This window comes from Streptomyces sp. NPDC008092 (assembly GCF_042957285.1).
Classification (GTDB): Bacteria; Actinomycetota; Actinomycetes; order Streptomycetales; family Streptomycetaceae; genus Streptomyces.
Genome location: NZ_JBIBHY010000016.1, coordinates 141,563 through 166,981 on the forward strand (window position 1 = coordinate 141,563; position 25,419 = coordinate 166,981).

Here is a 25,419-nt window from a genome sequence, read left to right on the forward strand (position 1 = left end):
GCGGGACCTATGTGCGCGAGGGTGCTGGAGCGATTTCCCGCCGGGGCTCCCCGGGGCTCGTGGCCGGCCGAGGAGTACGCGGCGCGGTGCCGGGCCGAGGGCGGCCGGGCGACCGTGGTGATGGACCTCGGCTCGGACGCCTTCCTGGTCGTCGAACCGGGCCCGGACGACGACCGGCCCCGCTCCGCGGCGGGCGCCTCAGCCGGGAAGTGACTGCTCGGCCCAGATGGTCTTGCCCCGCGCGTTGTACCGCGTCCCCCAGTTCTGGGCGAGCTGGGTGATGAGGTAGAGACCGCGGCCGCCCTCGTCCGTGTCCCGGGCGCGCCGTACGTGCGGCGAGGTGCTGCTGCCGTCGGAGACCTCGCAGATCAGGCTCCGGTCCCGGATCAGGCGCAGCGTGATCGGCGCACCGCCGTACCGCAGCGCGTTCGTCACCAGCTCGCTCACGATGAGCTCGGTGGTGAACGACTCCTCAGCGAGCCCCCACCGCGCCAGCTGGCGCGCCGTCAGCTCCCGCGCCCGGCCGACCATTCTCTCCCGTGCCTCGATCTCCCAGGTGACATGGGAGTCCGGGGCCAGACCGCTCATCCGGGCCACCAGGACGGCCACGTCGTCCTGGTGGCCCGGCGGCAGCAGCTCGCTGACCAGCGTGTCGCACACCTCCTGCGGAGCGGCGGACGCGGGGGTGCGGGAGAGCGTGGCGCGCATCCGGCGCAGCCCGGTGTCGAAGTCCTGCGCACGTGACTCCAGCAGCCCGTCCGTGTAGAGGACCAGGAGGTCCCCGTCGGCGAGGGCGATCTCGCGTTCCTCGAACACGACGCCGCCGAGGCCGAGGGGCGGGCCGCCGGGCAGGTCCACCAGGTCGACCGAGCCGTCCGCCGAGACGACCGCGGGGGGCGGATGGCCGGCGCGCGCCAGCTGGCACAGCCGCGACACCGGGTCGTACACCGCGTACAGGCAGGTGGCCCCCGTCACCAGGGACGCCTCGTCGCCGCGCTCGTCCAGGAACCGGTTCATCTGGTCGTCCAGGTGGGCGAGGAGTTCCACGGGCGACAGGTCGAGGTCCGCCAGGGTGCGGACCGCACCGCGCAGCCGGCCCATGGTGACCGCCGACTGCAGACCGTGCCCGACCACGTCGCCCACCACGAGCGCCACCCGCGCCCCGGACAGCGGGATCACGTCGAACCAGTCCCCGCCCAGCCCGGTGTGCTCGCTGGCCGGCAGATAGCGGGACGCCGTCCGCACCGCCGACGGCGACGGCAGCCGCTGGGGGAGCAGACTGCGCCGGAGGGTCCGGGCCGTCGTCCGCTCCCGGTGGTAGCGGCTGGCGTTGTCGACGCAGACCGCGGTGCGGGTCACGATCTGCTCGGCGAGCAGCACGTCCTCGGGCTCGAACCGGCGGGGGCTGCGCGAACGCATGAAGACGGCGGTACCGAGGGCGACACCGCGCGCGAGCATCGGGACGAGCAGCCAGGAGTGCACTTCCGGACCGGCGCCCGGTGCCCGGCGGGGATCGGCGGCGGCCGGACGCAGCTGCTCGTCCGCGAGGAGGACGGACTCGCCCTGCGCCAGGGCGTCGAGGAACGGCGAGCCGGGCGCCGTCGCCACCGTGTCGAGGTCGCCCACCCGCACCGCCCGGTTCCCGCCGGTCCCCGTGTCCTCGGCCGCCGCGCCGTCGGAGGCGGCCCGGCGCAGCAGCGGGTGGCGCGGCCGTGCGCCACCGGCCGGTTCCCCGCCGTCCCCGGTGTCGCCGCTGTCCCCGCCGTCCCCGCTGCCCCCGCTGTCCAGGTCGTCTGTGTCGGAGAAGACGGAGTCCAGCAGGTCGACGTGGCAGGAGTCGGCGAACCACGGCACCGCCACCTCGGCCAGTTCCCGGGCCGTCTGCCACAGGTCCAGGGTGGTACCGATCCGGGCGCCGGCGTCGTTGGCCAGCACCAGCCGTTCGCGCGAGCGGACCCGCTGGGTCACGTCGGAGATCACATGGGCCAGGGCGATCACCGTCCCGGACGGGTCCCGGAGCGGCAGGATGGACTCCGACCACACGTAGTCGTCGGGCGAACCGGGTACGGGGTGGCCGACGACCTCGGTGTCGAGCAGCGCCTTGCCGGTCTCCAGCACCCGCCGCTGCCGTTCCTCCAGCGCGTCGATGTCCAGCAGGCCGGGCGGGGCCATCTCGCGCATGGTGTGCCCGGAGTACTGGGCGTCCCGGAACACCCCGGCGCGCCGCTGCGCGAGGTTCTGGGCGATGAACCGCTGCCGCGTGTCGAAGAGGTCGATGTGGAAGGGGACGTCGGTGAACAGCCCCTGCAGCAGGGCACGACCGAATTCGAACGTGCGGTACGACTCCGCCCCGGCCGCCTGGACGAGCCACCGCTGCCCACCGTCCGCGGCGGTCAGGGAGCGCACCCAGACCTGGACCTCGACCGGTTCCCCGCCGCGCCGCCGCAGCACCAGCGGCCCCTGGCGGACCCCCTCCGCCCACCGCCGGACCACGCGCGCGGACTCGGCGGGGTCGTGCAGCAGGCCGCCCGCGGGCCGGCCGAGCACCTCCCGCGCCGGGTGACCGAGCAGCGCCTCGGCGCCCGGACCCCAGGCCGCCACCCGGCCCTGTGCGTCCAGCAGTGCCTCCGCCTCGCCCCCGGGCTCCGGGAGCTCGCCGCGGCCGTCGAAGGTGATGTCGCGCATCCTCACCTCGGGCACATCCGTGCCGGACTCGGGATGTGGGGGTTTGTAGGTTTTGCGCAATAAATGATACCTGCGGGTGCGGTGCCGGCCCCCTGTGCATGGCCTCTCCGCGTGCCTGCGTGGCCTCTGCGCATGCCGTGGAGCCCCTGGGCGCGGCCGGTGCCGGGCCGCCGACGGATCCTTGACCCCCGCTTCGGCCTCCGCGATGCTGTGTTGCGAAACACGAGATGCGTGCCGCATTGGGCAACGTCTCGCCACCTCTTTCAGCCGAGGAGTGGCCATGTCCCAGCAGGTCCGTGCCGTCGTCGCGCGAAGCAAGGGCGCCCCTGTCAGCCTGGAGACCATCGTCGTGCCCGACCCCGGCCCGGGCGAGGCGGTGGTCAGGATCGAGGCCTGCGGGGTCTGCCACACCGATCTGCACTACCGCGAGGGCGGGATCAGCGACGACTTCCCGTTCCTGCTCGGCCACGAGGCGGCGGGCGTCGTCGAGACGGTCGGCGACGGGGTCACCGACGTGGCGCCCGGTGACTTCGTGATCCTCAACTGGCGTGCCGTGTGCGGCCAGTGCCGGGCCTGTCTGCGCGGCCGGCCCTGGTACTGCTTCAACACGCACAACGCCAAGCAGAGGATGACCCTGGCCTCGACCGGGCAGGAACTCTCCCCGGCGCTGGGGATCGGCGCCTTCGCCGAGAAGACGCTGGTGGCGGCCGGGCAGTGCACCAAGGTCGACCGACGTGCGTCCGCGGCGGCCGCCGGGCTGCTGGGCTGCGGCGTGATGGCGGGCATCGGCGCCGCCCTCAACACCGGCAACGTCGGCCGTGGCGACAGCGTCGCCGTGATCGGCTGCGGAGGCGTCGGCGCGGCCGCCGTCCTCGGCGCGAAGCTGGCTGGCGCGGCGCGGGTCATCGCCGTGGACATCGACGACCGCAAGCTGGACACCGCGCGCGGGCTCGGCGCCACCCACACGGTCAACTCCAAGGAGACCGACGCGGTCGAGGCGGTCCGCGAGCTGACCGGCGGCTTCGGCGCCGACGTCGTCATCGAGGCGGTCGGCCGCCCGGAGACCTACCGGCAGGCCTTCTACGCCCGCGACCTCGCCGGCACCGTCGTCCTGGTCGGCGTACCCACCCCCGACATGAAGCTGGAACTGCCGCTCCTCGACGTCTTCGGCCGCGGCGGCGCCCTCAAGTCGTCCTGGTACGGCGACTGCCTGCCCTCCCGCGACTTCCCGATGCTGATCGACCTGTACCTGCAGGGCCGCCTCGACTTGGACGCCTTCGTCACCGAGACCATCGCCCTGGACGAGGTCGAGAAGGCCTTCGAGCGCATGCACCACGGTGACGTCCTGCGCTCGGTGGTGCTCCTGTGACGGACGGCCGCGGTCTCTGACCGCCCCGCGGACGAAGCGGCCCTGCCCCGGTCACGGCACCGGGGCAGGGCCGTGGCCGCACTCTGCGCGGGCCTGTTCGCCCTGCTCACGCACGCTTTCGAGGGTGCTTCGGCATGGCCGTGGAACCGCTGTCGGAGGCCGTGCAAACCGGCGGCAGAACTCCTTGACAACGCTTCGCGGCGGCCCGCAGACTGGCGTTGCGCTAACCGCAATCCGTTTCGCTATACGCACCGAGGTGTCATGATGATTCCCGCGTGCCGTCTCGCGGATCTGCCGCGAGGCGAGGCCCACCGGCTCGACATCGAACCGCCCGTCTCGGTGTTCCACACCGACGACGGGGAGCTCTTCGCCATCGACGACACCTGCACCCACCAGGACGCCTCGCTCGCCGACGGCTGGCTGGAGGGCTGCGAGGTCGAATGCCCCCTGCACGCCTCCAAGTTCGACCTGCGCACCGGCGCCGTGGACGCACCCCCGGCCAAGCGCCCGGTCCGCACCCACGAGGTCGTGGTCGAGGACGGCACGGTCTACGTCCGGCTGTCCGCCGAACCCCCCAACCTGCCGCCGTGCGTCAGCGCCCGTCTGGCCGGGGGCGCCGCGTGAGGACGGTCGCCGTGGTGGGCGCCTCGCTGGCCGGACTGTCGGCCGCGCGCTCGCTGCGGCAGCGGGGGTACGACGGCCGGCTGGTCGTCGTCGGCGACGAGCCCCACCGCCCCTACGACAGGCCGCCGTTGTCCAAGGAGTTCCTGGCCGGCACCCTCGGCGAGGCCGACCTGGCGCTGGAGCGCGAGGACGAGGAACTGCACGCCGAGTGGCTCCTGGGGACCCGCGCCACCGGGCTCGACCGCACCGCGCGGGCCGTCCGGCTGGCCGACGGCCGCGAGGTCCGCGCCGACGGCCTGGTCATCGCGACCGGCGCCGCCGCCCGTACCCTGCCCGGCACCGAGGGCCTCACCGGGGTCCACACGCTGCGCACCCTCGACGACGCCCGCGCGCTGCGGGCGGACCTCGCGAAGGGCGGCCGCCTGGTCGTGATCGGCGGCGGGTTCGTCGGCGCCGAGGTCGCCTCCACCGCGTACGCCCTCGGCCTCGACGTCACCGTGATCGAGGCGGCGCCGACCCCGCTGGCCGGACCGCTCGGCGAGGCCATGGGCGCCGTCGTCTCCGCGCTCCATGCCGACCACGGGGTCCGGCTGCTGTGCGGGGTGGGCGTCAAGGGGCTGAGCGGCGAGCGCCAGGTGGCCGCGGTCCTGCTGGAGGACGGCCGCAGCGTGCCCGCCGACACCGTCGTCGTCGGCGTCGGGGCACGCCCCTGCGTCGACTGGCTGGCGGGCTCCGGCATCGCGCTCGACAACGGCGTGCAGTGCGGCGCCGACGGCCGCACCAGCGTGGCCGGGGTGGTCGCCGTCGGCGACTGCGCCAACTGGTACGACCCGCACACCGGCGACCACCGCAGGGTCGAGCACTGGACCGGTGCGCTGGAACGGCCGGACACCGCCGTCGCCACGCTGCTCGCGCACGGCGCGCGGGAACCGGGGACGCCCCGGCCGCCGTACTTCTGGTCCGACCAGTACGGCGTGAAGATCCAGTTCGTCGGCCACGCGGCCGGGGCCGACAGCGTGACGGTCGAGGAGGGCTCGACCGACGACCGCAGCTTCCTCGCCGTGTACCGGCGGGCGGGCCGGCAGGTCGCCGTGCTCGGGATGAACCAGCCGCGGCTGTTCACCCGTGCCCGCAAGCAGTTCGGCACCGCCGCGTCCTGACCCGGCGCCCACGCCACCCCACCGATCCACGACGTCCTCCGAGGAGTGCAGCGTGACCTCGACCAGCCTGCCGGACAGCCTCATCGCCACCCTCCCCGGCTCCGCCTACACCGATCCCGGGATCTTCGCCCAGGAGCAGGAGCGCATCTTCGAGACGATGTGGTTCTGCGTCGCCCGCGCGGCCGACCTGCCGAAGCCCGGTGCCTTCCGCACCGTCGACGTGGGCCGCGAGAGCATCCTCGTGACCCGGGCCCGGGACCATTCGATCCGCGCCTACTTCAACGTCTGCCGGCACCGCGGCGCCAAGCTCTGCACCGAGGAGACCGGCGAGGTCGCCCGCGCCTTCCAGTGCCCGTACCACGCCTGGACCTACGGCCTGGACGGCAAGCTGGTCGCCGCGCCCAACCTCACCAAGATGCCCGACGTCGGCCGCACCGAGTACGGCCTGGTCGGCGTGGCCGTGCGGGAATGGCTCGGCTATGTCTGGGTGTGCCTCGCGGAGAACCCGCCGTCCTTCGAGGAGGACGTGATCGGGGCGGCGGTCGAGCGGCTGGGCGACGTCGAGTCGATCGAGCACTACGGCGTCGAGGACCTCTTGGTCGGCAGGCGGATCGTCTACGACGTCAAGGCCAACTGGAAGCTCATCATCGAGAACTTCATGGAGTGCTACCACTGCGCCACCATCCACCCCGAACTCACCGAGGTGCTGCCCGAGTTCGCCGACGGCTACGCGGCGCAGTACTACGTCGGGCACGGCGCCGAGTTCGGCGCGGACGTCCAGGGCTTCACCGTGGACGGCTCCGAGGGGCTGGACCGCATTCCGGGTGTCGCGGAGGACCAGGACCGGCGGTACTACGCGATCACCGTCAAGCCGCAGGTGTTCATCAACCTGGTTCCGGACCACGTGATCTTCCACCGGATGTACCCGGTGGCCGCCGACCGCACGATCGTCGAGTGCGACTGGCTCTACCTCCCGCACGTCGTGGCGAGCGGCAAGGACGTCAGCCGGTCCGTGGAGCTCTTCGACCGGGTCAACCGCCAGGACTTCGACGCCTGCGAGCGCACCCAGCCCGGCATGAGCTCACGGATGTACGCCAAGGGCGGGGTGCTGGTGCCCAGCGAGCACCACATCGGCGCCTTCCACGACTGGGTCAACGAGCGGCTCGGCACCAAGCAGCCGGAGTGACGGCGCCCGCGCCCTGAAGGGGCGCGGGGCTGTATCGATCTGCGGCTCCGCCGCCTGGGCGCGACCGGCCACGACGCCGCCGCAGCCGGCAGCCGGCGGATCACGGCGCTTCCAGCGGAGCGTTCAGCCCAGGAACCCCATCCGGTGGCTGATCTCCTCCGCACCCTTCACCAGCACCGGAGCCAGCTCGTGCATGCGCTCCTCGGTGAACCGGTAGGAGGGCCCGGAGGCGCTGATCGCGGCGATGACCACGCCGTCCCGGTCCCGGATCGGCGCCGCCATGGCGTGCAGCCCGATCTCCAGCTCCTCCAGCGTCCAGGCGTAACCGCGCTCCCGGGCGTCGGCGAGGTTCTTCTCCAGCTTCGCCTTCGAGGAGATGGTGTGCGGGGTCAGCTTCTTCAGGCCGCCCTCCGCGATCAGCGCGGCGCGCTCCTGGGCCGGCACGTGGGCCAGCATGATCTTGCCGCTGGAGGTGGCGTGCAGCGGGGTCAGCTGGCCGACCCAGTTGTGCGCCGTGACGGCGGCCGTGCCGCGCACCTGGTAGAGGTTGATCGCGTAGTGCTCCTGCATCACCGCGATGTTGACCGTCTCGCCGATCTCCTCGGCCAGCCGCTCGCACACCGCCCGGCCCTGCTGGGTGACGTCGATGCGTCCCGTCACGGCCCCGGCGAGGCGTACGATGCCGAAACCGAGCGAGTACTTGCCCCGCTCGCCCGACTGCTCCACGAGACCGCGCGCCTCCAGGGCGCCGAGCAGCCGGAACGCGGTCGACTTGTGAACATCGATCTCGGCGGCCACCTCGCTCACCCCCGCCTCGCCGCGCTGGGCCAGGATCTCCAGGACGCTGATGGCGCGGTCGACGGACTGCACGCCACCAGAAGATGAGCCGTTCGTTTCGGTATCCGGACTGAAGTTGCTCATAGCGAAACTATACGCGCAGTAAACAACACCCTCCAAGTAACGCGATGTGAACAAAGATCTTACAAGTTGCGTGGTTCGCAACCTGGTGCGTATAGCGATACCCGTACTAGCATTCCGCGCAATCGACGGCGCGAGCGAGACGAGGCACCATGGCTCCCTTGCAGTACGACTTCGTCATCGTCGGCGGCGGCTCGGCCGGCAGCGCACTGGCGAACCGGCTCTCCGCGGACCCCGGCAACCGGGTGCTCGTCCTGGAGGCAGGCCGCCCCGACTACCCGTGGGACGTGTTCATCCACATGCCGGCGGCGCTGACCTACCCCATCGGCAGCCGCTTCTACGACTGGAAGTACGAGTCCGAGCCCGAGCCCCGGATGGGCGGCCGCCGCATCTACCACGCCCGCGGCAAGGTGCTCGGCGGCTCCAGCAGCATCAACGGCATGATCTTCCAGCGCGGCAACCCGCTCGACTACGAGCGCTGGGCCGCCGACCCCGGCATGGCCGGCTGGGACTACGCGCACTGCCTGCCGTACTTCCGCCGGATGGAGAACTGCCTGGCCGCCGACCCGGACGACGAGTTCCGCGGCCACGACGGCCCGCTGGTCCTGGAGCGCGGCCCGGCCACCAACCCGCTCTTCTCCGCCTTCCTCAAGGCGACCGAGGAGGCGGGCTACGCGCCCACCGACGACGTCAACGGCTACCGGCAGGAGGGCTTCGCCAAGTTCGACCGCAACGTGCACCGCGGCCGGCGCCTGTCGGCGTCCAAGGCGTACCTCAAGCCCGCCCGCAAGCGCCCCAACCTCACCGTGAAGACCCGCGCCCTGGTCACCCGCGTCCTCTTCGAGGGCAAGAAGGCCGTCGGCGTCGAGTACCGGCGCGGCAAGGGCGCCCTCCAGGAGGTCCGGGCCAAGGAGGTCATCCTCTGCGGCGGCGCGATCAACTCCCCGCAGCTGCTCCAGCTCTCCGGCGTCGGCAACGCGGAGGAGCTGAGCGCCCTCGGCATCGACGTCGTCCACGACCTGCCGGGCGTCGGCGAGAACCTCCAGGACCACCTTGAGGTCTACATCCAGTACGCCTGCAAGCAGCCCGTCTCCGTCCAGCCGTACCTGGCGAAGTGGCGGGCCCCCTTCATCGGCCTGCAGTGGCTGTTCCGCAAAGGCCCGGCCGCCACGAACCACTTCGAGGCCGGCGGCTTCGCCCGCAGCAACGACGACGTGGACTACCCCAACCTGATGTTCCACTTCCTGCCCATCGCGGTCCGCTACGACGGCTCCGTACCCGCGGGCGGCCACGGCTACCAGGTGCACGTCGGGCCCATGTACTCCGACGCCCTCGGCTCGGTGAAGATCAGGAGCAAGGATCCCCGCGAACACCCGGCGCTGCGCTTCAACTACCTCTCCACCGAGCAGGACCGCCGCGAGTGGGTCGAGGCGATCAGAGTCGCCCGCAACCTCCTCAACCAGCCCGCGCTCGCCCCCTACAACGACGGGGAGATCTCACCCGGCCCGTCCGTGGCGACGGACGAGGAGATCCTCGCCTGGGTCGCCAAGGACGGCGAGACCGCCCTGCACCCGTCCTGCACCTGCAGGATGGGCACCGACGAGATGTCCGTCGTCGACCCGACGAGCATGCGGGTGCACGGCGTCGAAGGGCTGCGCGTGGTGGACGCCTCGGTGATGCCGTACGTCACCAACGGCAACATCTACGCCCCGGTGATGATGATCGCGGAGAAGGCGGCCGACCTCATCCTCGGCAGGGAGCCGCTGCCGCCGTCGGAGGCCGTGTACTACCGGCACCGCGACGCCCAGAAGCAGGCCGGGTAGACCATGGGTGCCGAGGCGCTGCGGGCGCTGCTCGCCCGGGTCCGCTACGAGGTGCTGCCGGCGAGGGCGACCGAGGAGAAGGTCCTCGCCCACGTGCCCCGGGACGTCGTGGTCACCGTCACGGCGTCACCGGTCAAGGGCCTGGAACCGACCCTCGCCCTCACCGAGCGGCTCGCGGCGCACGGCTACCGTGTCGTCCCGCACGTGCCCGCCCGGCTGGTCCGGGACGACACCCACCTCAAGGACGTCACCGAGCGGCTGCGCGTGGCAGGCGTCGACGACCTCTTCGTCCCGGCGGGCGACGCCGATCCGCCCGCCGGGCCCTACGACGGCGCTCTGCCGGTGCTGCGCCGGCTCACCGAGATGGGCAGACCCTTCGCGGAGACGGGGATCACCGGCTATCCGGAGAGCCATCCGCTCATCCACGACGACCTCACCATCCAGGCGATGTGGGACAAGCGGGCGCACGCCACCTACATCGTCAGCAACCTCTGCTTCGACGCGCGCGTGCTCGGCGACTGGCTCGCCCGGATCCGGCGCCGTGACGTCACCCTGCCCGTGTACCTCGGCGTCGCCGGGCCCGTCCAGCGGGCCAAGCTGCTGGCCATGGCGACGAAGATCGGGGTGGGGGAGTCGACCCGCTTCCTCACCAGGCACGCCTCCTGGTTCCTGCGCTTCGCGACACCGGGCGGCTACGACCCGGAGCGACTGCTCACCCGGGGCGCGGCGGCGTTCACCGAGCCGTCGGCGGGTGTGGCGGGCCTCCATCTGTTCACGTTCAACCAGGTTGCCGAGACGGAGCGGTGGCGCCGTGCGCTGCTGGACCGGCTGGGCGGCTGACCCACCCCCGAGGGCGCCGTTTTCGCGGCCGAATCGGGATACGCGGAGCCCTTGACGGCTGTCCGTACATTCGGTCAGGGTGTTCCACCAAAAGCAATCCAATGCACAATGCGCAACGAATTCGGGCTCGAAGGGCGCGGCCGTGGCAGATCTGTATGTGGATGGTAAATGGCGCGCCGCGGTGGCCGGCGGTCACCGCGAGATCCGCTGTCCGGCGGACGGCACCCTCGTCGCGACGGTCTCGGAGGCGACGCGCCCCGACACGGAGGCGGCGATCGGTGCGGCCCGGCGCGCCTTCGACGAGGGCCCCTGGCCGCACACCCCCGAGCGCGAGCGCGGCGCCCTGCTGCTGCGCACCGCCGACATCATCGAGCGCGACGCCAAGGAATTCGCCCGCGCCGAGTCCCTGGACACCGGCAAGCGGCTGGTGGAGAGCGAGTACGACATCGCCGACGTCGTCTCCTGCCTCCGCTACTACGGCGGCATCGCGGGCACCGACGCCGGCCGGGTGATCGACACCGGACGTGCGGACGCCGTCAGCCGCGTCGTCTACGAGCCGGTCGGCGTGTGCGGACTGATCACCCCGTGGAACTACCCGCTGCTGCAGGCCAGCTGGAAGGTCGCACCGGCCCTGGTCGCGGGCAACACGTTCGTCCTCAAGCCCAGCGAGCTGACCCCCTCCACCGCGATCCTGCTGCTGAAGGCGCTGGAGGAGGCCGGACTCCCGCCGGGTGTCGGCAACCTCGTGCTCGGCGCCGGACCCGAGGCAGGCGCCGCGCTCTCCGAGGACCCCGCCGTCGACCTGGTGTCCTTCACCGGCGGCCTGGAGACCGGCAGGCGGATCATGGCCACCGCCGCGGCGACCGTGAAGAAGGTCGCGCTGGAGCTGGGCGGCAAGAACCCCAACGTGGTCTTCGCCGACGCGGACTTCGACACCGCGGTCGACTTCGCGCTCACCGCCGTCTTCCTGCACTCCGGGCAGGTCTGTTCGGCCGGCGCCCGGCTGATCGTCGAGGACTCGGTCCACGACGCCTTCGTCGACGAGGTCGTGCGCCGCGCCCGGCTGATCCGCCTGGGCGGCCCCTTCGACCCCGAGGCCGACACCGGCGCGCTGGTCTCCGCACAGCACCGCGAGAAGGTCGAGGCGTACGTCGCCGCCGGCATCGCCGAGGGCGCCGTACTGCGCTGCGGCGGCAGCCGCCCCGACGACCCCGCACTGGCGAACGGCTTCTACTACCCGCCGACCGTCCTCGACGAGTGCACGCAGGACATGCGCGTGGTGCACGAGGAGTCCTTCGGGCCCGTGCTCACCGTCGAGCGCTTCCGGGACGAGGACGACGCCGTCCGCATCGCCAACGACACGGAGTACGGCCTCGCCGGAGCCGTCTGGACGCAGGACGCGGGCAAGGCCCAGCGGGTCGCCCGCAGGCTGCGCCACGGCACCGTGTGGATCAACGACTACCACCCCTATGTGCCGCAGGCGGAATGGGGTGGTTTCGGGCACTCGGGCGTAGGCCGCGAGCTGGGACCGACCGGCCTGGACGAGTACCGAGAGCCCAAGCACGTCTGGCAGAACATCCAACCCCGGCCGCAGCACTGGTTCCGCGGCTGACGCCGAAGAGAGGTCCCCACCATGCCCCCAGCCCAGACCGAGGCGTCGCAGCTGCGCGACACGTCCGAGGAACCCCGGGACCGCACCCCGGTCATCTCCGTGCGCCGGCTGTGGAAGGTGTTCGGGCCGAAGGCCGACGAGGTGCCCGGCTCCGAGGAACTGTGCGGGCTCACCCGCCGCGAGCTGATGGACCGCACCGGCTGCACCGCCGCCGTCCGGGACGTCAGCTTCGAGGTGTCGCCCGGCGAGGTCTTCGTCGTCATGGGCCTGTCCGGGTCCGGCAAGTCCACCCTGGTGCGATGTCTGACCCGGCTGATCGAACCCACCGCAGGCGAGATCGTCTTCGAGGGCGAGGACATCCGGGACGCCGACGCCCGGCGGCTGCGCGAGCTGCGGCGCAGCAAGTTCTCCATGGTCTTCCAGCACTTCGGCCTGCTGCCGCACCGCAAGGTCGTCGACAACGTGGCGTTCGGCCTGGAGATCCGGGGCATGGGCAAGGCCGAACGCGTGAAACGCGCGATGGAGACCGTCGAACTCGTGGGCCTCGCCGGCTACGAGAACTCCTACCCCGACCAGCTCTCCGGCGGCATGCAGCAACGCGTCGGCCTGGCCAGGGCGCTGGCCGGTGACCCGGACGTCCTCCTCTTCGACGAGCCGTTCTCCGCGCTCGACCCGCTGATCCGCCGCGACATGCAGAGCGAGGTCATCCGCCTGCACCACGAGGTCGGCAAGACCATGGTCTTCATCACCCACGACCTCTCCGAGGCGCTCAAGCTCGGCGACCGCATCCTGATCATGCGGGACGGCAAGACGGTCCAGTGCGGAACCGGCGACGAACTCGTCGGCGCCCCGGCGGACGACTACGTACGGGACTTCGTCAAGGACGTACCGCGCGGCGACGTCCTGACCCTGCGCTGGATCATGCGGCCCGCCGAGCCCGACGACGCCCTGGACGGACCGGAGCTGGGCCCGGACGTCGTGGTCCGCGAGGCGACCCGGGCGGTGCTCGCGGCCGAGAAGCCGGTCAAGGTCGTCGAGAACGGCAAGCTGCTCGGCATCGTCGGCGACGAGGAGATCCTCGCGGTCGTCGCCGGGCAGGAGGGCGGCGCCTGATGGCCGCCGTCGCCGACGCGACCGCGCCGGTCGCGACGCTGCGCAAGAAGGTCAGCCGCCCGATGGTGGTGGCCGCGATCCTGGTCGCCTGGCTGGTGCTCTTCGCCGCCCTGCGCGGCCGGCAGACCCTGACCCTGGCCGCCGCCGACCTCACCGGCCTGCACCGCTGGCTGAACGACGTCAACGACAGCATCGGCGCCAACCGCAACTCCAACCCGGTCTTCCTCTACTTCTTCAACGAGATCCGGCTGGCCATCGACAACCTGGTCACCTTCGTCCAGTCGCTGATCTCCCAGCCGAGCGACGGCCGCCCGGTCCCGCAGATCGGCTGGCTCGGCGTCGTCGGCATCGCCGGCTACGTCTCCTGGGCCGTGGGCAACTGGCGGGTCGCCCTGCTGGCCGTCGCCGGCTTCACCTTCTTCGGGCTCCAGGGCCTGTGGCAGGAGAGCATGGACACCCTGGCGCTGACCCTGTCGGCGGTCCTGGTGGCGCTGCTCATCGGCATCCCGCTCGGCGTGTGGGCGGGGCTCTCCGACCGGTTCAACCGGATCATGACGCCCTTCCTGGACTTCATGCAGACGATGCCGACCTTCGTCTACCTCGCCCCGCTGACCCTGATCTTCCTGATCGGCGGCGCCTCCGCGGTGATCACCACGGTGATCTACGCGGCCCCGCCCGCCATCCGCATCACCGCGCACGCGATCCGCTCCGTCCCCGAGACGACCGTCGAGGCGGCCGACTCGCTCGGCACCACCCGCACCCAGCAACTGGTGAAGGTGCTGCTGCCGATGTCGAAGCGCACGGTCGTCATGGGCGTCAACCAGACCATCATGGCCGCCCTGGCCATGGTCACCATCGCCGCCCTGATCGACGCGCCCGGCCTCGGCAAGACCGTCGTCCAGGCCCTCCAGTCGCTGGACGTCGGCACCGCGTTCAACGCCGGCCTCGCCATCGTCGTCATGGCGATCGTGCTCGACCGGGTCACCACCGCGGCGGCCGCCCGCACCGAGACCCGCCGCACGGACGGGCGGTTCCTCAGGTGGCGCCGCCCGCTGCTCGGAGCCGGTGGAGTCGCCGCCGTCGTCCTGGTCTACCTCTCCCACACCTACGTCTGGGCGGCCGAGTTCCCCGGCGACGGCACCGCCGGCAGCCACATCGCCAGCGCCGCCGACACCGCGACCACCTGGATGCAGGACCATCTCTCCGGCCTCACCAACGCCCTGCGGGACGCCCTCACCAACGGCCTGCTCAACCCCTTCCAGACCCTGCTCACCGACTCCCCGTGGTGGCTGGTCGGCGCCGTCCTGGTCGCGCTCGGCGCGGTCCTCGGCGGCTGGCGGGCCGGCGTCACGGCGGGCGTGTGTGTCGGGCTGCTGGTCGGCACCGGACTCTGGTCGGACAGCATGACCACCCTCGCCTCGACCGCCGTGGCCACCGTGCTGGTGATGCTGGTCGGCGTCGTCTTCGGCGTGTGGATGGGCCGCAGCATGCTGGTGGACCGGCTGATCCGGCCCACCCTGGACGCGGCACAGGTCATGCCGCCGTTCGTCTACCTGGTGCCGTTCCTGGCGCTCTTCGGCGCCACCCGCTTCACGGCGATCATCGCGGCGGTCGTCTACGCGGCACCCGTCGCCGTCAAGATCATCGCGGACGGGGTGCGGAACGTCTCCGCGCCCACCGTGGAGGCGGCCACCTCGGCCGGGTGCAACACCTGGCAGATCATCACCAAGGTCCAGCTGCCGATGGCACGCAGCGCCCTGACCCTCGCGACCAACCAGGGCCTGATCTACGTGCTGTCGATGGTTGTGGTGGGCGGCCTGGTAGGGGCCGGCGCCCTCGGCTACGACGTCGTGGCCGGTTTCTCGCAGGGCGAGCTGTACGGCAAGGGGCTGGCGGCAGGGCTCGCCATCGTACTGCTCGGAGTCATGTTCGACCGGATCACTCAGGCTGCGGCACGACGCACCAGGGCATAAGGAGCTCGACACCATGGCACAACACTGGCGAGCCGGCGCGGCCGGCCTGGCCGTCCTCGGCCTCACCCTCACCGCCTGCGGCGGGGCGAAGGTCGGCGACAGCAGTTCCGCCGGCTCGACGTCCTCGGGCGGCAAGTGCGGCACCTTCAACCTGGCCGTCAACCCCTGGGTGGGCTACGAGGCGGACGCGGCGGTCGTCGCGTACGTCGCCCAGCACAACCTCGGCTGTACGGTCAACAAGAAGGACCTGAAGGAGGAGATCGCCTGGCAGGGCTTCGGGACCGGCGAGGTCGACGCCGTCCTGGAGAACTGGGGCCACGACGATCTGAAGAAGAAGTACGTCGCCGGCCAGAAGACGGCCGTCGAGGCCGGCTCGACGGGCAACAAAGGCATCATCGGCTGGTACGTGCCGCCGTGGCTGGCCAAGGCGCACCCCGACATCCTCGACTGGAAGAACCTCAACAAGTACGCGTCCAACTTCAAGACGTCCGAGTCGGGCGGCAAGGGCCAGCTGCTGGACGGCGACCCGTCGTACGTCACCAACGACGCCGCCCTGGTGACGAACCTGAAGCTGGACTTCAAGGTGGTGTACGCGGGCAGCGAGACCGCGCTCATCCAGGCCTTCAGAACGGCCGAGAAGAACAAGCAGTGGCTCATCGGCTACTTCTACGAACCGCAGTGGTTCCTGTCCGAGGTGCCGCTGAAGAAGGTCTCCCTGCCGAAGTACACGACGGGCTGCGACGCCGACGCGGCGAAGGTCGCCTGCGACTACCCCGTCTACGACCTCGACAAGATCGTCAGCGCGAGCTTCGCCAAGTCGGGCAGCCCGGCCTACGACCTGGTGAAGAACTTCAACTGGACCAACGACGACCAGAACACCGTGGCCAAGTACATCGCGGTGGACAAGCTGTCGGACGACGCGGCGGCCAAGAAGTGGGTCGACGCCAACCCCGACAAGGTCAAGGCCTGGCTGAAGTAGCGAGGACCGCGGGAGGAACCGTTCCGGGACGCCCGGCGGGCGGTGCGCAGCTGTGCGCGCCGCCCGCCGGGCGTTGCCGTTCCGCAGGCCGTGCCACGGTCCGTTCCGCCGGATCACCACCCTCTTGACACCCCTCCTCGGCGACGGGCACATTGAGTTGCGCAGCCTGAATCACGTTGCGCACAAAGCAACTGCACCGGTCTCAAGTTCGGAGGTTGGGCGATGGCGGGACCCCGAGTGGTCATCATCGGAGCGGGCGTCGTGGGAGCGGCCCTCGCGGACGAGATCTCCGCGCGCGGATGGACCGAGGTGACCGTGGTCGACCAGGGCCCCCTCCCGGCCACGGGGGGCTCCTCCTCGCACGCCCCGGGCCTGGTCTTCCAGACGAACCCCTCGAAGACCATGACTGAGCTGGCCCGCTACACCGTCGAGAAGTTCTGCTCCCTTGACGTCGACGGCAAGCCCTGCTTCCTCCAGGTCGGCGGCCTCGAAGTGGCCACCACCCCGGAGCGCCTCGCCGAACTCCATCGCCGGCACGGCTGGATCACCGCCTGGGGCATCGAGGCGCGCCTGCTGACCGCCGACGAGTGCGTGGCACAGCACCCGCTGGTCAACCGCGACCGGGTCCTCGGCGGCCTGCTCGTCCCCACCGACGGCCTCGCCAAGGCCGTCCTCGCCGTCGAGGCCCAGATCCGCCGGGCCACCGAGCGCGGCGTCCGCTTCCTCGCCCGCCACGAGGTCCTCGACGTCCGGCAGAGCGAGGGCCGCGTCACCGGCGTCCTGACCGACCAGGGCGAACTCCCCGCCGACATCGTCGTGTGCTGCGCCGGCATCTGGGGCCCGAAGATCGCCCGCATGGTCGGCATGAACCTCCCGCTCACCCCGCTCGCCCACCAGCTCGCCTGGACCGGCCCGGTCCCCGCCCTGGCCGGCCGGACCGAGGAGGCGGTCCGCCCGATCCTGCGCCACCAGGACGCCGACCTCTACTACCGCGACCGCTTCGACGCCATCGGCATCGGCTACTACGGCCACCGCCCCATGCCGGTCTCCGCCGACGACATCCTCTCCGTCGACGAGGCCGACCAGATGCCCTCCGTCCTGAAGTTCACCGAGGACGACTTCGAGGACGCCTGGACGGAGACGCAGTCCCTCCTCCCCGCGACCCGCGAGGCCAAGATCGAGGAGGGCATCAACGGTCTCTTCTCCTTCACCACCGACGGCTACCCGCTGCTCGGCGAGTCCCCGGACGTCAAGGGCTTCTGGGTCGCCGAGGCCGTCTGGGTCACCCACTCCGCGGGCGTCGGCCGCGCGGTCGCCGAATGGCTGGTGGACGGCCACTGCTCGTCCTTCGACCTGCACGAGTGCGACGTCAACCGCTTCGAGCCCCACCAGCTCGCCCCGGAGTACGTCCTGGCCCGCGACTGCCAGAACTTCGTCGAGGTCTACGACATCCTCCACCCCCTCCAGCCCTCCGGTAAGCCGCGCCCCATCCGCACCAGCCCCTTCCACGCCCGCCAGCAGGCACACGGCGCGTTCTTCCTGGAGGCGAACGGCTGGGAGCGCCCCCAGTGGTACGAAGCCAACGCGGACCTGCTCGAAGGCCGTTCGATCCCCACCCCCAACGACTGGGCCGCCCGCTACTGGTCGCCGATCGTCGGCGCCGAGGCCCAGGTCACCCGCGAGACCGTCGCGATGTACGACATGACCGCCCTCAAGCGCCTGGAGATCAGCGGCCCCGGCGCCGCCGACTTCCTGGAGGGCCTGGTCACCGGCAAGGTCGCCAAGTCGGTCGGCTCGGTGACGTACACCCTGCTCCTCGACCACGACGGCGGCATCCGCAGCGACATCACCGTGGCCCGCCTGGCCCGTGACCTCTTCCAGGTCGGCGCCAACGGCAACCTCGACCTCGACTGGTTCACTCGCCACCTCCCCGCCGACGGCACCGTCCAGGTCCGCGACATCACCCCCGGCACCTGCTGCATCGGCCTGTGGGGCCCCCTCGCCCGCGAGGTCCTCCAGCCCCTCACCGACGAGGACTTCTCCAACGAGGGCCTCAAGTACTTCCGCGCCAAGCGCGCCTACATCGGCTCGGTGCCGGTCACCGCGATGCGGCTGTCGTACGTCGGCGAACTCGGCTGGGAGCTGTACACCACCGCCGACCAGGGCCAGAAGCTCTGGGACACCCTCTGGCAGGCGGCCGAGCCGCTCGGCGGCATCATCGCGGGCCGCGGCGCCTTCAACAGCCTCCGTCTGGAGAAGGGCTACCGCTCCTTCGGTACCGACATGACCTACGAGCACGACCCCTACGAGGCCGGCGTCGGCTTCGCCGTCAAGCTCGACAAGGGCGACTTCGTCGGCAAGCCCGCGCTGGAGCGGCGCAAGACGGACGTACGGCGCCGGCTGAGCTGCCTCACGATCGACGACCCGCGGGGCGTCGTGATGGGCAAGGAGCCGGTGTACGACGGTGACCGTGCGGTGGGTTACGTGACCAGCGCGGCGTACGGCTACACGGTCGGCAAGGGGATCGCGTACGCGTGGCTGCCGGCGGAGCTGGCGGTGCCGGGGACCGGGGTCCAGATCGGGTACTTCGACCAGCGGGTGGACGCGGTGGTGGCCGAGGAGCCGTTGTTCGACCCGGGGATGAGCCGGCTCCGTGGGTGACGGATCCGGGTGGCGTCGTTGTTCGGCTGCGGGCTCGTCGTGGCTGGTCGCGCAGTTCCCCGCGCCCCTTTGGGGCGCGCCCATCGCCCCGACAGTCGAAAGGATCGCGGAACCCGTATGAACGCGCTGAACACACCCCTGGCCGAGCTCGACCCCGAGGTCCATGCCGCGCTCCGTGCCGAGCTGCACCGGCAGCAGTCCACCCTGGAGATGATCGCCTCCGAGAACTTCGCGCCCACCGCCGTGATGGAGGCGCAGGGCTCGGTGGCCACCAACAAGTACGCCGAGGGCTACCCCGGGCGCCGCTACTACGGCGGCTGCGAACACGTCGACGTCACCGAGCGGTTGGCGATCGAACGGGTCAAGTCCCTCTTCGGGGCCGGGTTCGCCAACGTCCAGCCGCACTCGGGCGCCCAGGCCAACACCGCCGTCTTCTTCGCCCTCCTCAAGCCCGGCGACACCATCCTCGGCCTCGACCTCGCGCACGGCGGCCACCTCACCCACGGCATGCGCATCAACTACAGCGGCAAGATGCTCAACGTCGTGCCGTACCACGTCTCCGAGACCGACAACCTGGTCGACCTTGACGAGGTGGAGCGGCTCGCCAAGGAACACCGGCCGAAGATGATCATCGCGGGCTGGTCGGCGTACCCGAGGCAGCTGGACTTCGCGGCCTTCCGCCGGATCGCCGACGAGGTCGGTGCCCTGCTGATGGTCGACATGGCGCACTTCGCGGGCCTGGTGGCGGCGGGCCTGCACCCGAGCCCCGTCCCGCACGCCCACGTCGTGACCACCACCACGCACAAGACCCTCGGCGGCCCCCGCGGCGGGGTCATCCTCACCAACGACGCCGACCTCGCCAAGAAGATCAACTCGGCGGTCTTCCCCGGCATGCAGGGCGGCCCGCTGGAGCACGTCATCGCGGCGAAGGCCGTCTCCTTCAAGGTCGCCGCGTCACCGGAGTTCACCGAGCGCCAGGCCCGCACCCTGGCCGGCGCCCGCATCCTCGCCGAACGCCTGACCCGGCCCGACGCGGCCGCGGCCGGCGTGAAGGTGCTGACCGGCGGTACGGACGTCCACCTCGTCCTCGTCGACCTGCGGGAGTCCCCGCTGGACGGCCGGCAGGCCGAGGACCTCCTCCACGAGATCGGCATCACCGTCAACCGCAACGCCGTCCCCTTCGACCCGCGCCCGCCCATGGTCACCTCCGGCCTGCGCATCGGCACCCCCGCGCTGGCCACCCGGGGCTTCACCGAGGAGGACTTCGCAGAGGTCGCCGACGTGATCGCGCTCGCCCTCCGGCCCGAGCCGGACACCGCCGCCCTGCGCGCCCGCACCGAGGCACTCGCGGCCAAGCACCCGCTCTACCCGCACCTCTCGCACGACGGAGACGTCCGATGAGCCCCAGCACCCCAGGCGCCGACCTCCCCGACCACCCGGAGTTCCTCTGGCGCACGCCCGAGCCCAGGCGGTCGTACGACGTCGTCATCGTCGGCGGCGGCGGACACGGCCTGGCCACCGCCCACTACCTGGCCAGGAACCACGGCATCACCAATGTCGCCGTCCTGGAGAAGGGCTGGCTGGCGGGCGGCAACATGGCCCGCAACACCACGATCATCCGCTCCAACTACCTGTGGGACGAGAGCGCCGGCATCTACGAGCACGCGCTGAAGCTCTGGGAGGGCCTGGAGGAGGAACTCGACTACCCGATCCTCTTCTCCCAGCGCGGCGTCCTGAACCTCGCCCACAGCCTCCAGGACGTCCGCGACAGCGTCCGCCGGGTCGAGGCCAACCGCCTCAACGGCGTCGACGCCGAGTGGCTGGACGCGGACGGGGTCAAAGAGGTCTGCCCGATCGTCAACACCTCGCCCGAGGTGCGCTACCCGGTCCTCGGCGGCACCTACCAGCCCCGCGCGGGCATCGCCAAGCACGACTACGTGGCCTGGGGCTTCGCCCGCTCCGCGGACGCGGCCGGCATCGACATCATCCAGAACTGCGAGGTCACCGGGCTGGACGTGGTGGACGGCCGGGTCGTGGGCGTCCGGACGACCCTCGGCCCGATCGCGGCCGGCAAGGTGGCCCTGTGCTCGGCCGGCCACACCTCGGTCCTGGCGGCCATGGCCGGCATCGAACTCCCGCTGCAGAGCCACCCGTTGCAGGCCCTCGTGTCGGAGCTGCTGGAGCCGGTCCACCCCACGGTGGTCATGTCGAACGCGGTGCACGTATACGTGAGCCAGGCGCACAAGGGCGAACTGGTGATGGGCGCGGGCATCGACGCGTACAACTCGTACACCCAGCGCGGCGCGTTCCACATCATCGAGGAGCAGATGGCGGCGGCCCTCGAACTCTTCCCGGTCTTCGCCCGCGCCCACGTCCTGCGCACCTGGGGCGGCATCGTCGACGTCAGCCCCGACGCCTCCCCGATCGTCGGCCTCACCCCGGTGGACAACCTCTACCTCAACTGCGGCTGGGGGACCGGCGGTTTCAAGGCCACCCCGGGAGTCGGCTGGGTCTACGCCCACACCATCGCCCACGACACCCCTCACCACCTCAACGCCCCCTTCTCGCTCGACCGTTTCACCACCGGCGCGCTCGTCGACGAGCACGGCGCTGCCGCGGTGGCCCACTAGGGAGCCCAACCATGCTGCTCATCCCCTGCCCGTGGTGCGGGCCCCGCGACGAGACCGAGTTCCACTACGGCGGCCAGGCCCACGTGCCGTACCCGGAGGACCCGTCGTCGCTCACCGACGAGGAGTGGGCCCGGTACCTCTTCTTCCGCGACAACCCCAAGGGCCCGTTCGCGGAACGCTGGAGCCACGCGGCAGGCTGCCGGAGGTGGTTCAACGCGGTCCGCGACACCTCGACGAACGAGATCCTGACGGTGTACAGGGCAGGAGAGCCGCGTCCGACGCCGCCGCCTCTTTCAGCCCGTCCGGCGTTCGAGGACGAGGCCGTCCAGGCCGAAGCGGGGTCCGGGGGCGCAGCCCCCGGCGGGGTCGAAGGGGCAGCGCCCCTTCAGGACGGGACGGGTAGGGGCGGCGGGGGCGACCTCCCTCTCCGCACCCCCACCGGCGGCCGAATCGACCGCACCACCCCCCTCACCTTCACCTTCGACGGCACCGAATACCAGGGCTACCGAGGCGACACCCTCGCCTCCGCCCTCCTCGCCAACGGCGTCATCCAGGCCGCCACCAGCATCAAGCTCGGCCGCCCCCGCGGCATCTTCTCCGCGGGCGTCGAGGAGCCCAACGCGGTCGTCCAGATCGAGGCCCCCTTCCCCGAGCCGATGCTCCCCGCCACCACCGTCGAACTCCACGACGGCCTGGTCGCCACCAGCCTCCCCGGCCAGGGCCGCCTCGCCACCACCCCCGACCCGGCCCGCTACGACGCCGTACACGCGCACTGCGACCTCCTGGTGGTCGGCGCGGGCCCGGCCGGCCTCGCGGCAGCCGCGGCGGCAGCCGCCGGCGGCGCCCGCGTCATCCTCGCCGACGACCAGCCCGAACCCGGCGGCAGCCTCCTCGGCACCGGCGAGCACCTCGACTGGGTCGCGGCCACCCGCGCCCGCCTCGAAGCCGCCCCCGAGGTACGCGTCCTGCCCCGCACCACCGTCTTCGGTCACTACGACGACAACCACCTCCTCGCCGTGGAGCGCCGCACCACCCACCTCGGCGCCGACGCCCCGCCGCACGTCTCCCGCGAACGCGTCTGGCGGATCCGCGCCCGGCACGTCGTCCTCGCCACCGGCGCCCACGAACGCTCCCTCGCGTTCGGCGACAACGACCGCCCCGGCGTGATGCTGGCGACCTCGGCCCGCACCTACCTGCACCGGTACGCCGTGCTCCCCGGCCGCCGGGCCGTCGTCTTCACGACCAACGACAGCGCCTACGCCGCCGCCCTCGAACTCGCGGCGGCCGGAGTCGCCATCGCCGCGATCGTCGACACCCGCCCCGAGCCGGGGGAGTGGGCCGAGCGCGCCCGGTCCGCCGGCACCGAGGTGCTGGCCGGCCACGCGGTCACCGGCACGGAAGGCCCGGACCGGCTCACCGCCGTGACCGTCGCCCCGTACGAAGGCAGCGGCGCGCAGCGGGAGTTCGCCGCCGACCTGCTCCTCGTCTCCGGCGGCTGGAACCCGGTCGCGCACCTGTTCAGCCAGGCGGGCGGCAAGCTCCGCCACGACGAGGAACTCGGCACGTTCGTGCCCGACAGCTGCCGTCAGGCGGTGGCGGTCGCGGGCGCCGCGAACGGGGCGTTCGACCTCGCCACGGCCCTTGCCCAGGGCGCGGCGGCCGGTACCCGCGCGGTGGCGGCGGAGGGATACACCGCCGAGCCCCCCGCCCTGCCCGCCGTGGCCCCGCAGCCGTACACCCCGCCCATGCACGTCTTCACGGTCCCCGGCGAAGCCCCCCGGTTCGTCGACCTCCAACGCGACGTCACGGTGGCCGACCTGACCCGCGCGACCGGCGCGGGCCTGCGCTCGGTGGAGCACACCAAGCGGTACACCACGGCCGGCACCGCCAACGACCAGGGCCGGACCGGAGGCGTGCTGGCGAGCGGGGTCGTCGCCGAACTCCTCGGCGTGGACATCTCGGCGCTCGGGCTGCCCACCTTCCGGCCGCCGTACACCCCCGTCTCCTTCGCCGCCCTCGCCGGCCGTGACCGGGGAGCCCTGCTCGACCCGGTCCGCACCACGGCCCTGCACGGCTGGCACGTGGAGCACGGCGCGCTCTTCGAGAACGTCGGGCAGTGGAAGCGGCCCTGGTACTACCCGCGGGACGGCGAGGACATGGAGACCGCCGTGCTCCGCGAGTGCCGTGCCGCCCGCGAGGGCGTGGCCTTCATGGACGCCTCCACCCTCGGCAAGATCGACGTCCAGGGCCCGGACGCCGCGCGCTTCCTGGACCTGCTCTACACGAACATGATGAGCACCCTGAAGGTCGGCATGATCCGCTACGGCGTGATGTGCCGCCCGGACGGGATGGTGTTCGACGACGGCACGGTCATCCGGCTCGCCACCGACCGGTTCCTGGTCACCACCACGACCGGCAACGCGGCGGCCGTCCTGGACTGGATGGAGGAGTGGCTCCAGACCGAGTGGCCGGAGCTGCGGGTGCACTGCACCTCCGTCACCGAGCATTGGGCCACCGTCGCGCTGGTCGGCCCGGAGTCCCGCGCGGTCCTCGGCTCGCTCGCACCCGGACTCGCCGTGGCCAACGAGGACTTCCCGTTCATGGCCTGGCGGGAGACCTCCGTCGCCGGCATCGACGCCCGGGTCTGCCGGATCAGCTTCTCCGGCGAACTCGCCTACGAGATCAACGTGTCGCCGTGGCAGGCCGTCGCGCTGTGGGAGGCGCTGTACGAGGCGGGCGCGCCGTACGGCATCACCCCGTACGGCACCGAGACCATGCACGTGCTGCGCGCCGAGAAGGGCTACCCGATCGTCGGCCAGGACACCGACGGCACGGTCACCCCGCAGGACCTCGGCATGGGCTGGGCGGTGTCGAAGAAGAAGCCCGACTTCATCGGGAAGCGCTCCTACGCGCGCGCCGACGCCGTGCGCCCCGACCGCAAGCACCTGGTCGGCCTGCTCACCGACGACCCCGGCGCCTTCCTCCCGGAGGGCACGCAGCTGATCGCCGACGGCGAACTGCCCGCCCCGCCCGTGCCGATGCTCGGCCACGTCACCTCCAGCTACCGCAGCGCCGCCCTCGGCCGGACCTTCGCGCTCGCCCTGGTCAAGGGCGGCCGGGACCGTATCGGAGAACGCCTCTACGCCCCCGTCGGCGAACAGCTGCTGCCGGTGACCGTCGCAAGCCCCGTCCTCTACGACCCCGAGGGAGCCCGCCGCGATGGCTGACACCGCCCTGACCGCACGGCCGCGCAGCCCCCTGGCCGACGCCGCGCCCCGCCTGGCCGCCCTGACCCGCTCCTCCAGGGGCGCGCTCCGGCTGGCCGAACTCCCGTTCCTGGCCCAGGTGAACGTCCGCCTCGACGCCAAGAGCCCGGCGGCGGACGCCGTCGGACTGGCTCTCGGGCTCCAACTGCCCCTGGAACCCGACACCGTGGTGCACGCGGGGGAGGTGACCGCGGTGTGGCTCGGCCCCGACGAATGGCTGGTGGTCGGCCGGCCGGACACCGAGCGGGAGCTGGAGGACCGGATCCGCGCGGCCGCCGGGGACGAACCGGTCGCCGTCACCGACGTCTCCGCCCAGCGCACCACCCTGTTGGTCGGCGGCCCGCGCGCCCGCGACCTGCTCGCCCACGGCTGCGCCCTGGACCTGCACCCCCGTGCCTTCGGCCCGGGCCGCTGCGCCCAGACCACGCTGGCCCGCACCCAGGTCGTGCTGGTCGCACGGGACGAGACCAGGGCCGGCTTCTGGGTGCTGGTGCGCTCGTCCTTCGCCGGCTACCTGGTGGACTGGCTGCTGGACGCGGCCGTGGAACACGTCTGAGGCAGCACGAACCGCGGGCCCGCA

At 71.9% G+C, this 25,419-nt stretch carries 18 protein-coding genes; 16 read left to right on the forward strand and 2 right to left on the reverse strand.

Annotated features, from left to right (window positions below; genetic code table 11):
* Positions 1-9: 9 nt before the first annotated feature.
* Complete coding sequence (locus ACFZB3_RS40135; protein WP_391385859.1) at positions 10-213, forward strand: hypothetical protein; 204 nt, start codon at positions 10-12, stop codon at positions 211-213.
* On the opposite strand, the gene ACFZB3_RS40140 is transcribed toward ACFZB3_RS40135, so the two are convergent.
* Positions 199-2,685: a SpoIIE family protein phosphatase gene (locus tag ACFZB3_RS40140; RefSeq protein WP_391385862.1), complete on the reverse strand. Its 2,487-nt coding sequence runs from the start codon at positions 2,683-2,685 to the stop codon at positions 199-201. The genes ACFZB3_RS40135 and ACFZB3_RS40140 overlap by 15 nt on opposite strands.
* A 280-nt stretch (positions 2,686-2,965) precedes the next feature.
* On the opposite strand from ACFZB3_RS40140, the gene ACFZB3_RS40145 reads away from it, so the two are divergent.
* The 4 genes from ACFZB3_RS40145 (at position 2,966) to ACFZB3_RS40160 (ending at position 7,024) form a co-directional block, all read left to right on the forward strand.
* Positions 2,966-4,054 carry an S-(hydroxymethyl)mycothiol dehydrogenase gene (locus ACFZB3_RS40145; RefSeq protein ID WP_391385864.1) on the forward strand — a complete coding sequence of 363 codons (1,089 nt, stop codon included), beginning with the start codon at positions 2,966-2,968 and terminating at the stop codon, positions 4,052-4,054.
* 261 nt (positions 4,055-4,315) lie between these two features.
* Positions 4,316-4,678, forward strand: a complete 363-nt coding sequence (locus ACFZB3_RS40150) for a bifunctional 3-phenylpropionate/cinnamic acid dioxygenase ferredoxin subunit (RefSeq protein ID WP_361302361.1) — start codon at positions 4,316-4,318, stop codon at positions 4,676-4,678.
* Complete coding sequence (locus tag ACFZB3_RS40155; RefSeq protein WP_391385867.1) at positions 4,675-5,838, forward strand: FAD-dependent oxidoreductase; 1,164 nt, start codon at positions 4,675-4,677, stop codon at positions 5,836-5,838. Before ACFZB3_RS40150 ends, ACFZB3_RS40155 begins: the two co-directional genes overlap by 4 nt.
* Before the next feature lie 52 nt (positions 5,839-5,890).
* A complete protein-coding gene (locus ACFZB3_RS40160; RefSeq protein ID WP_391385870.1) occupies positions 5,891-7,024 on the forward strand; it encodes an SRPBCC family protein in 1,134 nt (377 codons plus the stop codon).
* A gap of 123 nt (positions 7,025-7,147) precedes the next feature.
* Here the strand turns inward: ACFZB3_RS40160 and ACFZB3_RS40165 are convergent, their stop codons facing one another.
* Complete coding sequence (locus tag ACFZB3_RS40165; RefSeq protein WP_391385873.1) at positions 7,148-7,945, reverse strand: IclR family transcriptional regulator C-terminal domain-containing protein; 798 nt, start codon at positions 7,943-7,945, stop codon at positions 7,148-7,150.
* 149 nt (positions 7,946-8,094) lie between these two features.
* On the opposite strand from ACFZB3_RS40165, the gene betA reads away from it, so the two are divergent.
* From betA to ACFZB3_RS40220, 11 genes are all read left to right on the forward strand, one after another.
* Positions 8,095-9,765: a choline dehydrogenase gene (gene betA, locus ACFZB3_RS40170; RefSeq protein ID WP_391385876.1), complete on the forward strand. Its 1,671-nt coding sequence runs from the start codon at positions 8,095-8,097 to the stop codon at positions 9,763-9,765.
* Positions 9,766-9,768: 3 nt separating this feature from the next.
* A complete protein-coding gene (locus ACFZB3_RS40175) occupies positions 9,769-10,605 on the forward strand; it encodes a 5,10-methylenetetrahydrofolate reductase (RefSeq protein ID WP_391385879.1) in 837 nt (278 codons plus the stop codon).
* Positions 10,606-10,747: 142 nt separating this feature from the next.
* A complete protein-coding gene (locus tag ACFZB3_RS40180) occupies positions 10,748-12,217 on the forward strand; it encodes an aldehyde dehydrogenase family protein (protein ID WP_391385883.1) in 1,470 nt (489 codons plus the stop codon).
* Positions 12,218-12,238: 21 nt separating this feature from the next.
* Entirely contained in the window at positions 12,239-13,330 is a 1,092-nt protein-coding gene (locus ACFZB3_RS40185) for a betaine/proline/choline family ABC transporter ATP-binding protein (RefSeq protein ID WP_391385886.1), read from the forward strand.
* Entirely contained in the window at positions 13,330-15,303 is a 1,974-nt protein-coding gene (locus ACFZB3_RS40190; RefSeq protein ID WP_391385889.1) for an ABC transporter permease subunit, read from the forward strand. The genes ACFZB3_RS40185 and ACFZB3_RS40190 overlap by 1 nt, the downstream gene beginning before the upstream one ends.
* Positions 15,304-15,316: 13 nt before the next feature.
* On the forward strand, positions 15,317-16,282 hold the full coding sequence (locus tag ACFZB3_RS40195; RefSeq protein WP_391385892.1) for a glycine betaine ABC transporter substrate-binding protein: 966 nt from the start codon (positions 15,317-15,319) through the stop codon (positions 16,280-16,282).
* 222 nt (positions 16,283-16,504) lie between these two features.
* Positions 16,505-18,943: an FAD-dependent oxidoreductase gene (locus tag ACFZB3_RS40200; RefSeq protein WP_391385895.1), complete on the forward strand. Its 2,439-nt coding sequence runs from the start codon at positions 16,505-16,507 to the stop codon at positions 18,941-18,943.
* Positions 18,944-19,060: 117 nt separating this feature from the next.
* On the forward strand, positions 19,061-20,344 hold the full coding sequence (gene glyA / locus ACFZB3_RS40205; protein WP_391385898.1) for a serine hydroxymethyltransferase: 1,284 nt from the start codon (positions 19,061-19,063) through the stop codon (positions 20,342-20,344).
* The gene (locus tag ACFZB3_RS40210) at positions 20,341-21,573 is read left to right on the forward strand and encodes a sarcosine oxidase subunit beta family protein (RefSeq protein WP_391385901.1); all 1,233 of its coding nucleotides are present in this window, start codon (positions 20,341-20,343) and stop codon (positions 21,571-21,573) included. Before glyA ends, ACFZB3_RS40210 begins: the two co-directional genes overlap by 4 nt.
* A gap of 11 nt (positions 21,574-21,584) precedes the next feature.
* Positions 21,585-24,800: a sarcosine oxidase subunit alpha family protein gene (locus ACFZB3_RS40215; protein ID WP_391385904.1), complete on the forward strand. Its 3,216-nt coding sequence runs from the start codon at positions 21,585-21,587 to the stop codon at positions 24,798-24,800.
* Entirely contained in the window at positions 24,793-25,395 is a 603-nt protein-coding gene (locus tag ACFZB3_RS40220) for a sarcosine oxidase subunit gamma family protein (RefSeq protein WP_391385907.1), read from the forward strand. Before ACFZB3_RS40215 ends, ACFZB3_RS40220 begins: the two co-directional genes overlap by 8 nt.
* Positions 25,396-25,419 lie beyond the last annotated feature (24 nt).